The organism is Zoogloea sp. JDB1 (assembly GCF_056724025.1).
Genome location: NZ_CM161496.1, coordinates 4401174 through 4414937, shown reverse-complemented (window position 1 = coordinate 4414937; position 13764 = coordinate 4401174). Strand labels below are relative to the sequence as shown.

The following is a 13764-nucleotide window of genomic DNA, read 5'->3' as shown; positions in this document are numbered from 1 at the left end:
ATAGAGTAAAAATTATCCGTGTCAATATTTAAATCAAAAAACACAAGAAAACTGAGCAAGCTGCGTCGCAGCGATCCTTTCTTCGAGCGCGAGTGCGAGAAGTACGACTTCCCACTGCCGAGTCGGGAATTCATCATGCAGACGCTCGCCGAACATGGTGTGCCGCTGGCGTTTCCGGATCTGGCCACCGCGCTGGACATCCTGCCGGTTGAACTCGAATTCTTCGAGCGCCGCATGTTTGCGATGGAGCGGGATGGTCAGGTCATGCGCAACCGGCGTAGCGACTATCTGCTGCCGTCCAAGGCCGATCTGATTCGCGGCACCGTGCAGGGGCATCCGGATGGCTACGGTTTTGTCGTGACCGACGAGGAAGGGCCGGATGTCTTCCTCAGTCCTAACGAGATGCGCGAAGTTCTCCATGGCGACCGGGTGATGGTCCGTCTGGCTGGCGTCGATCGGCGCGGGCGGCCTGAGGGGAAGATCGTTGAGGTGCTGGAGCGTGCCAATACGCGCATCGTCGGCCGGGTGCTGGTCGAGCATGGTGTGGTCCGGGTGGTGCCAGAGAACCGGCGCATCGCACAGGAAGTGCTGCTGGCGCCAGGTGGCAAGAAGAAGGTGACGGCAGGGCAGGTCGTCGTCGTCGAGCTGATCCAGCAGCCGACCCGTCATGCGCAGCCGATTGGTCAGGTGGTCGAGGTGCTCGGCAATTACGCCGATCCGGGCATGGAGATCGAGATCGCACTGCGCAAGCACGAGCTGCCCTTCGAGTTCTCCAAGGAGGCCAAGGAGCAGACCCGACGCCTGCCAGACAAGGTTCGCAAGATGGACTGGAAGGGCAGGGAAGACCTCACGGCGTTGCCCTTGGTGACCATCGACGGGGAGACGGCGCGGGACTTCGACGATGCCGTCTACTGCGAGAAGCAGGGGCGTGGTTTCCGCCTCGTCGTGGCGATTGCCGACGTGTCCCACTATGTGAAGGTGGGTTCGGCCTTGGATGGCGAGGCCTACGAGCGTGGCAATTCCGTCTACTTCCCGCGGCGGGTGATCCCGATGCTGCCGGAGAAGTTGTCCAATGGCCTCTGTTCGCTCAATCCGCAGGTGGAGCGCCTGTGTATGGTGTGCGACATGGCGATCTCCCAGACCGGGGCGATCAAGCAGTATCGCTTTTACCCGGCCGTGATGTTCTCAAAAGCACGTCTGACCTACAATCAGGTTGCTGCAGCGCTGTACGAGCAGGATGCGGCGGCGATCGACAGCGTCGGCGAACTGCTGCCCCACCTGCAGAACCTGGACAAGCTGTTCCGCGTGCTGTTGAAGGCGAGGGCCAAGCGAGGTGCGATTGACTTCGAGACCCAGGAAACCCGGATGATCTTCGACGACAACGGCAAGATCGAGAAGATCGTGCCGGAGAGTCGTAACGATGCGCACCGCCTGATTGAAGAGTGCATGCTGGCCGCTAACGTTTGTGCGTCGGAATTCCTGAGCACCCATGAGCATCCGGCCCTGTACCGGGTGCACGAAGGGCCGACGCCGGAAAAGCTGGCGAAGTTGCGGGATTTCCTGGGTGAGTTCGGTCTGCAGCTGGGTGGCGGCGAGGAGCCCCGTGCGTCGGATTACGCCAAACTGCTCGAAAAGATCCAGGATCGTCCGGATCTGCAGTTGCTGCAGACGGTGATGCTGCGCTCCCTGCGTCAGGCCGTGTACAGCCCGGATAATGTGGGGCACTTCGGGCTTGCCTACGAAGCCTACACCCATTTCACGTCGCCGATCCGCCGCTATCCGGACTTGCTTGTTCACCGGGCGATCAAGGCGGTACTGGCGGGTGAGCAATACACGCCGGCCCAGGAGAGCGGCGTCTGGGACGAGATCGGTCTGCATTGTTCGATGACCGAAAGGCGCGCGGACGAAGCGGACCGGGATGTCGAAAACTGGCTCAAGTGCTACTACATGCAGGACCGCATCGGCGAGGAGTTCGACGGTAGCGTATCGGCGGTGGTACCTTTCGGCCTCTTCGTTGCCCTCGACGATGTTTTTGTCGAAGGTCTCGTGCATATCTCCGATCTGGGGAGTGACTACTTCCATTTTGACGATGCGCAGCATGCGCTGGTTGGAGAGCGGACCGGCGAACGGTATCGGCTGTCGGACCGGGTGCGTGTGCAGTTGGTGCGGGTCAATATGGAGGCGAGCAAGATCGACTTCCGTCTGATCCAGGGGCCGCAGCGGGCGACCGAGAGGGGCGGCAAGACGGAGAAGGAGCGGGCTGCAGCCGCGGAAGCGCCGGCCGCGCCGCGTCGGCGGATCGTCGAGGATGCCGCTCCCTCGTCTGCGGAGTCACCTGTGCCCGTCGCTGCGAAGAAGAAAACCGGGAGCCGCAAGGCGGAGTCCGCTCCGCCAAAGCCCCGCAAGACCAAGGCAAGCAAGTCTGCCAAGACGACCAAGGCCGCCAAGCCGCGCAAGAGCGCAGTCGGCGGCGCCAAGAAGAAAGCGAAAGTTCGTGTCTGATCAGTCCAATTCCCGCCTTATCTACGGTTTTCATGCGGTGCTGGCCAAACTCCGCCATGACCCCGAGGGTATTTTCGAAATCTTTACCGACGCGCAGCGCAGCGACGCCCGCGCGCGGGATCTGTTGCGCCATGCCCAGCAGCTTGGCACGCGGGTCATCCCGTCGGAAGGCGAGCGCCTCGACAAAATGGTGGGTACCCGGCGACACCAAGGGGTTGTGGCCCGTATCGACTCCCGCCGCAAGGAGCTCAAGCTGCCCGATGTGCTCGATGGCCTGACCGAGCCGGCGCTGCTGCTGGTGCTCGATGGAATCCAGGACCCCCACAATCTCGGCGCCTGCCTGCGGGTTGCCGATGCCGCGGGGGCCCATGCGGTCATAGCACCGAAGGACAAGGCCGTCGGCCTCAACGCCACTGCCGTGAAAGTGGCCAGCGGCGCCGCCGACACGGTGCCCTACATCACTGTCACCAATCTGGCGAGAGCCTTGAGAGAGATGCAGGAGGCTGGCGTCTGGGTGCTGGGGGCGGCCGGCGAGGCCGAGAAATCCATCCACACCGTGGACCAAAAGGGTTCCATCGCCTGGGTTCTCGGCGCAGAAGGGGACGGCCTGCGGCGCCTGACCCGGGACACCTGCGACGAACTGGTGAGCATTCCGATGTACGGCACCGTCGAGAGCCTGAACGTGTCCGTCGCCAGCGGCCTCTGCTTGTTCGAGGCGCGCCGTCAGCGTATCGTGGCCTGAGCATGAAGATCGGCTATCAGGAGGCCCGGCGTCTACTGCGGCAGTGCAGCAGTGGGGCTCTCGGTTCCCACTCGGTAGCCGAGCCGGGCTATCCCTATGTGACCTTGCTCCCCTATGTTTTGGATGGGGAGTGTCGTCCGCTCTTCCTGCTGAGTGGTTTGGCTGAGCATACGCGCAACGTGCTATCCGATCCGCGAGTCAGCCTGCTGGTTGCGGATGGCGGGGGAGGGCCGCTTCAGCAGGCGCGCATGACCCTGCTCGGGCGGCTGGAGATGTTGGAGTTGGATGAGGCAGAACGTAGCCGCTTTCTTCGCTACAGCCCCGAGTCTGCGGGTTATCTCGCGCTTGGGGATTTCCGGTTCTACCGGCTGGAGCCGATCAAAGTTCGCTTCATTGCGGGTTTCGGCAGGATGGGGTGGAGTGATGTGGAGGCCTTGCCCTTGGCCCTTTCTGGCCTTGAGGAGCAGACCTTGCTGGCACGGCTGGCTCGCCGCGTGCCGGTTGGTGTCAAGCTTCTCGGCGTGGATTGTGAGGGGGTCGATGCCCGTGTGAGCGGTGTTTTCCGCCGATGGGCGTTGGCGTCACAGCCGCTGTCCTTGGAGGCGCTGGAAACGGCTGTGGAGCAAGTGCTGGATGAATTGTCGGATTACCCATCGGGCCTGTCCGACAATCTGGCCTGAGTTCAGTCCACTCGGTTGAGCTTGTCCATGTATTGTTTGGTGAACACCCGGTCAGGCAGATCCTTTGGTGCCATCTGCGTGTAGCGCAGCACCGAGACATCCCCCTTCTTGAGCGCATCCTCCATGGTCAGCTGGGTGGGGCGCACGCGTCCGCCCAGGGACTGGAACTTTTCGTAGCGACAAACCTTCAGCAGGCGGTCGGATAGGGAGTAGAACTCCGCCCGATGGGGCCAGTTGTTGTTTTGGCGTACCCAGTACAAGACTTTTGCATACGTGACGCCCCGGTCGACGGCGGTGAGTTCGAACACGTACATCTTCTCTCCGTCAATGGTGTCGGTCCTCAGTAGCTTGGGCTCGTAGTCGCCCGCGAAGTTGGCACGAGCCAAGTCCCCGTTCGCAACCTGGCCGGTCAAGCGTTGGGCCAGGGATAGTCGCACCGGTTGAGAGACGTTCGGCATGAAGACCCAGAGATCGCGCCCGCGCATCAGCATGGCCTGGCCCTTGTCGCTGGCAGGCTCCAGGGTCTGGACGATGGTGTTTTCGTTGCCTTTCGATAGGATCCGGTACTTCCGCTCTTCCGCCTGTTCTCCAGGGCTGCTGGAGTTGATGTCGATTACGACCTGGAAGCCGTCGCGGGGGAAGCGTACCTCATCCGCCTTGGCAACGACGCTGCGGGCGAGATCTGTGTCATCAGCATGGGATATTCCGCTGCCAACAAGGGCTGAAGCCGCAAGCGCGAGGCTTGCAAAGCGCGCTAGCGCGCGAGGAAGGCAAAATTTAAGGCTCATAATGTTATCCTTGAAAAGCAAACAACATAGACTCGCGCACCGATGCCAATTATTCGTGTTGACAACGTAAGCAAGGTATATCAACTCGGTGAGCAGGAGGTTACCGCTCTAGAGGGGGTGTCGCTGACCGTTGAGCCTGGTGTGTTCATGGCGATTGCAGGTCCTTCGGGCAGCGGGAAGTCCACGCTTCTGAATATCATGGGATGTATCGATACGCCAAGCAAAGGTTCGGTGGAAATCGAAGGTAAGGATGTCTCCGGCCAGACTCCCGACGAACTTGCTGGAGTCCGGGCCAGAACCATCGGCTTTATTTTTCAGACCTTTAACCTGCTGCCAGTTCTTTCCGCCGAGGAGAATGTCGAGTACCCCTTGTTGCAGATGTCGGAGGTCTCGAAGGAAGAACGACAGGAGCGGGTTGCCCGTTACCTCTCGATGGTGGGTCTCAGCAAGTATGCCCGTCATCGGCCCAATCAGTTGTCTGGCGGGCAGCGTCAGCGTGTGGCGATTGCGCGGGCACTGGTTACGAACTCGCGGGTCGTGCTGGCGGATGAGCCCACCGCCAACCTAGACCGTAGAACCGGGGAAAGCATCCTCAATTTGATGCGTGACATCAACCAGAATTCGGGCACGACATTTGTCTTCTCGACCCACGACAAGCGGGTGATGAATCGAGCTGACCGTCTGGTGCGCATGGAGGACGGGAAAATCACGGCGCTCGGCTTGAAGCGGGACGGCGCGTGGATCTTCGTGCAGGACCGTCGCACGCCTGGTGACGACCCTGATATTTGATTCATTTGAGACGAGAGAACAAGGGGAAAGTGATGCGCTTCACTTTGAAACTTGGCGGCTTCGGGCTGGCGTTGGCTTGGCTGTTTGCTGGAGGGTATGCACTTGCGGCGGAGCCGGATCTCGGTGTCGATGAGCTTGAGGACTCCAAGCCGGTTCAGACGAGTGGCCATCTACAGTTCGATCTGGCGCGAACGTATGCGAAGCCGGAGCACTGGTCGATGGCGCGGGGGCGTGCCGAGCTGACGGCACAGGGGGGAGGAGATGTTTTCAAATGGAAGATCTCCGGCCGGGCCGATGCGGATGCGGTTTTCGGGATCGACTCTGGTTTCTATCCGGATGCGGTCAGGCGGGACCAGCAATACGAGTTCAATTTCCGGGAAACCTTCGTAGACTTTTCCGCCGGTGATGTGGATTTCCGGATTGGCCGTCAGCAAATTGTGTGGGGGGAAATGGTCGGTTTGTTCTTCGCTGATGTCGTCTCTGCGCGTGATTTACGGACCTTCTACCTGCCGGACTTCGAACAACTCCGGATTCCCCAGTGGGCGGCCCGCGCTGAATACTATTTTGGGGATACGCATGCAGAGCTGATCTGGATTCCTGTACCCAGTTACGACAAGATCGGTAAGCCCGGTGCCGAATTCTATCCCTTGCCGAAAGGGGTGAATGTTCGTGGCGAGGTAAAGCCGGATTCATCGATGGGCAACACCAACTGGGGGGGGCGGCTGTCCCGTCTGGTTGGCGGCTGGGATCTGTCGGGCTTCTACTATCGTAGTGAAGATGTGGCACAAACCTTCTACATGGTTGGAGCGAACGAGTTCGAGCCCCGCCATGAGCGTATCAGCCAGGCCGGTGGAACCCTGGCCAAGGACTTTGGCGATTTTGTGCTGAAGAGCGAAGTCGTCCAGACTAGAGGGCGGAAATTCAATAGCTACAATCCGGCGGCTCCGTTTGGTCTCACGGCTCAAAATACGGTCGATTATGTTGTAGGCGTTGACATCCCAGCGTTCAATGATGGGCGGGTGAATCTCCAGTATTTCGCCCGTCGCATGCTCAATCACGATCCGTTCACTGGGCTCGAACGTACTGAGGATGGGGTCAGCGTGCTGCTCAACACCAAGCTCAACAGGGCGTGGGAGGCTGAGGCATTATTGGTTTCCATGCTCAATCGCACGGATTACATGTTCCGTCCGAAGGTGACTTGGTCGGCATCCAAGAGTTGGAGGCTTACGTTTGGCGCTGATGTTTTCGGTGGCAAACCGCAGGGAGTGTTTGGCCGATATGATCATCAGGATCGGGTTTACACCGAAGCGCGCTGGTATTTTTGAAATGCTCGGTCGTTTCGTAGGACGTTTGCTTGAATTAATGTCTTTGGGATGGTTGGCGCCTTGACTCCTGGGCCTTTTCCCGTTGGCGTGATGTTTTTCTCCGGGGGCGCTCAGCAGGCTGCCGTAATATCCGATTGTTATCATTCGACGGCTGTGGGTTGGCCGAACTAAGGGGATGGACCTTATGAAACGTGTTTTCACGATGACTGTGCTGACTTGTGTCGCCGCGGGTTTGGTGGGGTGTGCCACAACCTACCCGCCTGCACCGGCGACGGCAGCAACGAGTGACTACAATTACCTGATTGGCCCTGGTGATTCGTTGAACATCGTCGTGTGGCGTAACCCCGAGTTGTCGATGTCGGTTCCCGTTCGCCCCGATGGCAAGATCACCACTCCGCTGGTTGAAGATCTACCCGCTTCCGGTCGGGATTCGACGGCGTTGGCCCGAGAGATCGAGAAGGCGTTGGCGAAGTACATCCGTGATCCTGTTGTCACTGTGATCGTGGGGAATTTTGTCGGCCCATACTCCGAGCAGATCCGCGTACTAGGCGAAGCCACCAAACCTCAGACTCTGCCATACCGCCAGCAAATGTCCTTGCTGGATGTGATGATAGCGGTCGGCGGTATCACCGACTTTGCGGACGGCAATCATGCGACATTGCTGCGAACCACTGAGGGTAACAAACAGTACACGGTTCGTCTGAAAGATCTCATCAAGCGTGGCGATGTATCAGCCAATGTGGAAATGAAGCCGGGCGACGTGTTGATCATTCCTCAAAGCTGGTTCTGATTCTTCTCTTGATGTCGCCCTGGGATATACCGGGGCAGTTTTCGGAAATTCCTAATGGAAGACATTCTCCGACAGTTGTCGAGCGTCCTGCGCAGTATGTGGCTATACCGCTGGTGGGGGTTGGCCGTGGCTTGGATCGTTGGCCCCATTGCGGCTGCAACGGTCTACATGCTGCCTGATCGCTACGAGTCATCGGCCCGCGTATACGTTGATACGCAATCCATCCTCAAGCCGCTGATGTCCGGTTTGGCAGTGCAGCCTAACATCGACCAGCAAATCGTTATCCTAAGCCGGACGCTGATCAGTCGTCCCAATGTGGAGAAATTAATCCGCATGGCCGACCTTGATCTGGCTGTGAAGAGCAAGGAGGAGCGTGAGAATCTGATAGCAAAGGTTACGAAGTCCTTGGAGATCCGCATCGCGGGCCAGGATAACCTATATACGCTGGCTTACACCGATACCGATGCGGAGCGTGCCAAGCGTGTGGTGCAATCGCTCGTTTCCATGTTTGTTGAATCTGGTCTGGGTGATAAGCGGAGGGATTCCGACACAGCTCGGAAATTTATTGAAGAGCAAATCAAGAGCTATGAGCAGAAGCTCGAAGAGGCGGAAAACCGTCTGAAGGAATATAAGCTACGAAATCTGAACAGCGTAGGCGGTGGTGGGCGTGACTATTTCGGGAGAATGAGTGAAGTTAACGAGCAGCTCAATCAGGCGCGGCTGGCGTTGCGTGAAGCAGAGAATTCAAGAGATGCCCTGAAGCGCCAGATTACCGGTGAAGAGCCCGTCTTTTTGCCGGAAAATCCATCCAGCTCAACCTTATCCTCCATATCCGTTCCGGAGTTGGACGGGCGTATCGAAGTATTGAAGAAAAATCTGGACTCCCTGCTTCAGCGCTATACGGAGCAGCATCCTGACGTTATTGGCGCCCGTAAGATGATTGAAAGCCTGGAGGCCCAAAAGGCCAGCGAGGTTCAGGCGCGTCGTAAAGCGGCGGCGACAAGCGGCGGGGCACACGTGCCTTCCGTAAATGCGAATCCTGTGTACCAGCAACTGAAGATGTCGCTGGCAGAGGCAGAAGCCAATGTTGCTTCGCTCAAGGCTCGGGTGGCGGAATATGAGAGCCGGGTTCAGGCGTTGACGGCATCCTCCCGGATGTTGCCGCAACTTGAGGCTGAATTCACTCAGCTCAACCGGGACTACGACATCAATAAGCGCAATTACGATGCTTTGGTTGCCCGGCGTGAGTCGGCTGCGATGGCGGTGGAAATGGGGGCAACGTCTGGCGTGGCTGATTTTCGTCTGATTGATCCACCTACTGTTCCGAGCAAACCAACGGCGCCCAATCGCTTGCTGTTGATGCCAGCCGGCGGTGGAGCTGCTTTATTGCTGGGGGCCGTAGTGACTTTCCTGATGAGTCAGATTCGCCCGACTTTTGCTGACAGTTCCGCTCTGCGGGAGGTAACTGGATTAGCAGTGCTTGGATCGGTGAGCAGGCTGGCCGATTCTGAATTCTTGCGCAAGCAGCGCCGTGGAAAGATCGCATTCCTGTGTGCAGTAGGGGGACTTGTCTGCCTGTTTGGTGCGATGACCGTCTCCCTGATATTGACCAGGATGGGTTGAGGTAAAACATGAGCATTATCGAGAAGGCTGTTGAACGGCTTGAGCAGCTGCAAAAAGCCGGTGCGAGCGATGTACCTCAAACCGAGATCCTGAATGAGGCGGGAGCAGAGCCGGCTCCGGCTGTACTGGCTGCTCCGTCGGAGGAGATGCCGAATACAACGCCCCAGTCAGCAGATTCCGCTCCGGCAACCAGCACTAACAGTGCGAGTGACCGTTATGTAGAAATCGATCTCGACCGATTGACTTCGCTCGGAATCGTGACTCCGAATGCGCCGCGCTCGTTGATTGGCGACGAATTCCGGATCATCAAACGTCCTCTGTTGCGAAACGTGCAGGGCAAAGGGGCTGCAGAAGTCAAGAATGCGAATTTGATCATGGTGACCAGCTCGCTGCCGGGCGAGGGCAAGAGCTTCAGTTCGATCAATCTTGCGATCAGCATGGCGATGGAGCTCGATCATACCGTGTTGCTGATCGACGCGGATGTGTCAAGGCCGTCAGTTCTGAACGTACTCGGTTTGCCGCCTCGAAAGGGGTTGATGGACGTAATGACGTCGAGTGATGTCAAACTTGGTGACGTTTTGCTCAGGACCAATATTGAAAAATTGAGCCTCCTGCCTGCAGGGACGCCTCATCCTCGGGCAACCGAGTTTCTGGCTAGCGATGCGATGATTAGCCTTTTGGCGGAGCTGGCGGAGCGTTACTCAGATCGAATTATTGTTTTTGATTCTCCGCCGCTGTTGGTGACTACGGAGTCCCGGGTACTTGCCACCCATATGGGGCAGATCGTCATGGTGGTTGAAGCACACAAGACAACTCGAGCTGCAGTTACGCAGGCATTGGCGACGATCGATGCTTGCCCGGTACGTTTGATGTTGTTGAATAAAACACAGCATGCCGGGAGTGATTCCTATGGCTACGGCTACGGCTACGGCTATGGCTATGGTTATGGTTATGGACATGGGTCGAAGGATAAGACGTGAGATTTCGTCGTCAATCGATGCGCAAGTTGTCAATCTTTCCGTGTTGTCTGACAGTTCTGGCTGGTTCCGTCGGTGGGCTGGCGCATGCGCAACAGCTTCCCGTGGCCATTGGCGCAAGAGGCGCCGATTCAGATATGTCGCGCTCCCCGTTGAGTGTTGTCCCCTCCGTTGCATTGACCGAGACTTTCACTGACAACGTCATGTTGTCCAAGAGATCGGAGGCCCGTTCGGATTTCATCACGCAAGTCAGTCCGACGGTGAGCGTCAGTTCCGGAACCGGTGCCATACAGGGCAATTTGCAGGCGGCGTTTAATGGAACCTTTTACGGCGAAGATCCGAGTCGCAATCAAAGCTATCTGACAATGCGCGGCGCCGGTCGTGTAGAGGCATGGAGGCAGCATGGCTTCATTGATTTGAATGCATCTGTCACCCGGGAGACCTTATCTGTATTTGCCCCTCAAGCTGCCGATTCGGTCACAGGGACCAGCAATATTGGTGAGGTTCGTAATTTCTCGGTGGCGCCAACCTTTATGGAGCGCTTTGGAGATGCAGGAAGTGCCGAAATTCGGTACTTGCTTGGTGAGACTACGAGCTCGGGGGGTGGGTTCAAGTCAAGCAGGAACAACGCGCTCTCTTTCAATGTCGGTGATCCAGCGGCGTTTGGAAATATTGGCTGGTCGCTGGCTGGGTCGGATAGTGTCATGTCCACGTCAGGGGCGCGGGACTTGAAGCAGCAGATCGTCCGTTTCACTGGTCAATTGAAAACGACGCCGCAGCTTCAATTAAGGCTTATCGGGGGTGTTGAAGGTAATAATATTCTCACCGCTGATACGAAACGTTCCAGCATATACGGTGCAGGAGCCGACTGGACGCCAAGTCCAGTAACCAAGTTGTCGGTGCTTTGGGAGGATCGTTTTTTTGGTCCCGGATTTCAGATTTCTGCCGAACATCGCGGTCCGAGGTATACAGCTAAGCTCGTGTATTCGAAGGATGTCAACTCGACGAGCCAGTCACTGGCGGCGTTTTCGGCCATTAGCACTTATGATCTCCTGATGTCCTTGATGCAAAGCAGCCATCCAAATGTTGTAGAGCGCGATGCGTTTGTTCGTCAGTTCATTACGGCCCAGGGCCTGCCACAAAACATCGGTATCAGTCAGGCCGTGTTATCGAATGGACTGTTCCTGGATCGACGTTTGGGTATTGAGATGAGTCTTCTCGGGATACGTAATACCTTGTTTTTTTCTGCTTTTCATTCAGAAAGAAATAGCTTTTCCGAGCAGTCTTTTTCCGCAGTTGGCGGCGATTTTCAAAATGCAAGTCGTATCAGGGAGAACAGTGCGTCAGTCGTGCTCAGTCACAAGTTGACGGCGGATATGTCTGCTAATGCGAGTCTGGCCGTCACCAATAGTTCTCGTGACACAACTAATGTGGGGCTTGATCCAACTGTGCGTATGCGCCGTGTATCTACGGACCTCGTTTCCAGATTGGGCAGAAGGGCAAATGGTATTCTGACTCTTCGGAATGTTCGGGGTGAGGGCGCCAGTAACTATAGTGAGAATGCCGCTGTTGGCTCCGTCTTTATTACGTTCTGATTCTGTATATGTACGAAGCCCATTTCGGTCTCAAGGGAAAGCCCTTTCAACTTAATCCCGATCCAAGTTTCTTTTACGGCAGTCGTGGTCACCGCCGGGCAATGGCCTATCTGGAATATGGGCTTCATCAAAATGAGGGTTTTATAGTCATAACGGGTGAAGTTGGGGCGGGTAAGACCCTTTTGGTGCGGAGCCTGTTGGAAAAGCTGAATCCGGGCAAGATTATTGCGGCGAACCTTGTAAGTACTCAGATCGATGCGGACGACATCCTTCGGCTGGTTGCCGCTTCTTTCGGTATTCCGAGCAGAAACCTCTCCAAGAGCGAACTGCTGCTGGCGATCGAGTCTTTTCTGGTTTCCACGACAGCGAAGGGAAAGCGTGCACTGTTGATTGTGGATGAGGCGCAGAATCTCACGCCGCGAGCGGTGGAAGAACTGCGCATGCTCTCCAATTTCCAGTTGGAAGACCACGCATTGTTGCAAAGTTTCTTGGTCGGACAGCCTGAGTTCCGAAAGATCATGCAGAGTCCGGAAATGATCCAGCTTCGCCAGCGGGTCATTGCCTCCTATCATCTGGGGCCCCTTGATTTGCAGGAGACGCAGGCGTACGTAGAACACCGGCTGACTTGTGTCGGTTGGAAGGGAAATCCTGCTTTCGATGCGGAGGCAATGGCAGGGATTTTCAAGTATAGCGGGGGAATACCACGTCGTATCAATGCGCTGTGTGACAGGATTATGCTGGCCGCTTTTCTTGGGGAGGAGCGGCGAATCTCAGGTGAAATCGTCGAGCAGACAGTGGCCGAGATGCGTGAAGAACAGGTAGTTCCCGAGAGTGGCTCCGGTTCGGTTGATTTCTCACGACAGGTGGCGGGATTTATGACTGCCGGTGTGGATCTGCAGGCAATCCTGGCTAATCCTCAGGCCGCGCGGGCGTTGGCAGAGATTGGTCCGGGTTATGACGCCGCGCGTATCGAGGAGCGTATCGCGCTATTGGAGCGGACCTTGTCGGTAACATTGAATGCGCTTTCTCAGTTGATCGGAACTGCACGGGAGGCTTCCGGGCCGGAAAGTGATACAGGCTCACAATGAAGAGTTTCAGCGAACGTTCTGTTCGAAACGCGTTGACCATCGATGTTGAAGATTATTTTCAGGTGTCAGCCTTGGCTCCGCATTTTCCAAAGGATGTTTGGGACAATACTCCCTGCCGAGTGGAGCGGAACGTTCAGCGGATTCTGGAACTCCTGCAGGAGGAAGGCGCTAGAGCGACTTTCTTTACATTGGGCTGGATCGCCGAACGCTACCCGAAGCTAATTCGTCAGATTACAGCGGAGGGCCATGAACTGGCGAGTCATGGATATGGCCACGAGAGGGCCAGTGCGCAGACTCCCGAGGCCTTCCTAGCAGATATCAAGTTAGCTAAGGTGGTGTTGGAGGATATCGCGAATTGCCAGGTAAGCGGTTATCGCGCTCCGAGTTTTTCCATCGGTCAGTCTAATCCATGGGCGCATGCCTGCATTGAAGAGGCGGGATATAGTTATAGTTCAAGCGTCTATCCCGTGAAGCACGATCATTACGGAGTGCCAGATGCGCCTCGCTTCCCTTATGTGGTTGGCAGAGGGCTCATCGAGATCCCGATCAGTACTGTGCGTGGTTTTGGGCGTAACTGGCCGGTAGGTGGTGGGGGCTATTTTCGGCTTCTGCCTTATTCCGTTTCCTCCTGGGGAATTCGGAAAGTGAATGAAACTGACGGCAAACCGGCAATCTTTTATTTCCATCCATGGGAGATTGACCCTGGGCAGCCAGTCGTGTCGCAGGCGAGTGCCAAGACCCGTTTCCGGCATTACGTTAACCTCTCGCGTACTGAAGCACGTCTGCAGCGTCTCTTGCGGGATTTTGCTTGGGGGCGGATGGATGAAGTGTTTCTCCCGCTGGCCAAGCCTACTGTTTAAGGTTC

At 56.9% G+C, this 13764-nt stretch carries 12 protein-coding genes; 11 read left to right on the top strand and 1 reads right to left on the bottom strand.

Annotation, left to right across the window (positions count from 1 at the left end):
• Nucleotides 1-135 precede the first annotated feature (135 nt).
• Genes rnr through AC1PPK_RS20000 form a run of 3 tightly spaced genes read left to right on the top strand, consistent with a single transcriptional unit; the run spans nucleotide 136 to nucleotide 3924 of the window.
• Nucleotides 136-2502, top strand: coding sequence for a ribonuclease R (rnr, locus tag AC1PPK_RS20010; RefSeq protein ID WP_481114768.1), 2367 nt, complete (start codon nucleotides 136-138; stop codon nucleotides 2500-2502).
• The gene (gene rlmB, locus AC1PPK_RS20005) at nucleotides 2495-3244 is read left to right on the top strand and encodes a 23S rRNA (guanosine(2251)-2'-O)-methyltransferase RlmB (RefSeq protein ID WP_481114767.1); all 750 of its coding nucleotides are present in this window, start codon (nucleotides 2495-2497) and stop codon (nucleotides 3242-3244) included. Before rnr ends, rlmB begins: the two co-directional genes overlap by 8 nt.
• Before the next feature lie 2 nt (nucleotides 3245-3246).
• Nucleotides 3247-3924: a HugZ family pyridoxamine 5'-phosphate oxidase gene (locus AC1PPK_RS20000; RefSeq protein ID WP_481114766.1), complete on the top strand. Its 678-nt coding sequence runs from the start codon at nucleotides 3247-3249 to the stop codon at nucleotides 3922-3924.
• A gap of 2 nt (nucleotides 3925-3926) precedes the next feature.
• Here the strand turns inward: AC1PPK_RS20000 and AC1PPK_RS19995 are convergent, their stop codons facing one another.
• Nucleotides 3927-4712: an outer membrane lipoprotein-sorting protein gene (locus tag AC1PPK_RS19995; protein WP_481114765.1), complete on the bottom strand. Its 786-nt coding sequence runs from the start codon at nucleotides 4710-4712 to the stop codon at nucleotides 3927-3929.
• Nucleotides 4713-4754: 42 nt separating this feature from the next.
• On the opposite strand from AC1PPK_RS19995, the gene AC1PPK_RS19990 reads away from it, so the two are divergent.
• The 8 genes from AC1PPK_RS19990 to AC1PPK_RS19955 all read left to right on the top strand — a co-directional run bounded on the left by AC1PPK_RS19990 (nucleotide 4755) and on the right by AC1PPK_RS19955 (nucleotide 13759).
• Nucleotides 4755-5501 carry an ABC transporter ATP-binding protein gene (locus AC1PPK_RS19990; protein ID WP_481114764.1) on the top strand — a complete coding sequence of 249 codons (747 nt, stop codon included), beginning with the start codon at nucleotides 4755-4757 and terminating at the stop codon, nucleotides 5499-5501.
• A 32-nt stretch (nucleotides 5502-5533) separates the two neighbouring features.
• Nucleotides 5534-6826 carry a DUF1302 family protein gene (locus tag AC1PPK_RS19985; RefSeq protein WP_481114763.1) on the top strand — a complete coding sequence of 431 codons (1293 nt, stop codon included), beginning with the start codon at nucleotides 5534-5536 and terminating at the stop codon, nucleotides 6824-6826.
• A gap of 184 nt (nucleotides 6827-7010) precedes the next feature.
• Nucleotides 7011-7616 carry an XrtA/PEP-CTERM system exopolysaccharide export protein gene (locus AC1PPK_RS19980; protein WP_481114762.1) on the top strand — a complete coding sequence of 202 codons (606 nt, stop codon included), beginning with the start codon at nucleotides 7011-7013 and terminating at the stop codon, nucleotides 7614-7616.
• Between the two features lie 54 nt (nucleotides 7617-7670).
• Nucleotides 7671-9239 carry an XrtA system polysaccharide chain length determinant gene (locus AC1PPK_RS19975; RefSeq protein ID WP_481114761.1) on the top strand — a complete coding sequence of 523 codons (1569 nt, stop codon included), beginning with the start codon at nucleotides 7671-7673 and terminating at the stop codon, nucleotides 9237-9239.
• A gap of 8 nt (nucleotides 9240-9247) precedes the next feature.
• The gene (locus AC1PPK_RS19970) at nucleotides 9248-10219 is read left to right on the top strand and encodes an XrtA-associated tyrosine autokinase (RefSeq protein WP_481114760.1); all 972 of its coding nucleotides are present in this window, start codon (nucleotides 9248-9250) and stop codon (nucleotides 10217-10219) included.
• A complete protein-coding gene (locus AC1PPK_RS19965) occupies nucleotides 10216-11811 on the top strand; it encodes a TIGR03016 family PEP-CTERM system-associated outer membrane protein (protein ID WP_481114759.1) in 1596 nt (531 codons plus the stop codon). Before AC1PPK_RS19970 ends, AC1PPK_RS19965 begins: the two co-directional genes overlap by 4 nt.
• A gap of 8 nt (nucleotides 11812-11819) precedes the next feature.
• Nucleotides 11820-12899, top strand: coding sequence for an XrtA/PEP-CTERM system-associated ATPase (locus tag AC1PPK_RS19960; protein ID WP_481114758.1), 1080 nt, complete (start codon nucleotides 11820-11822; stop codon nucleotides 12897-12899).
• A complete protein-coding gene (locus AC1PPK_RS19955) occupies nucleotides 12896-13759 on the top strand; it encodes an XrtA system polysaccharide deacetylase (protein WP_481114757.1) in 864 nt (287 codons plus the stop codon). The genes AC1PPK_RS19960 and AC1PPK_RS19955 overlap by 4 nt, the downstream gene beginning before the upstream one ends.
• Nucleotides 13760-13764: the final 5 nt, after the last annotated feature.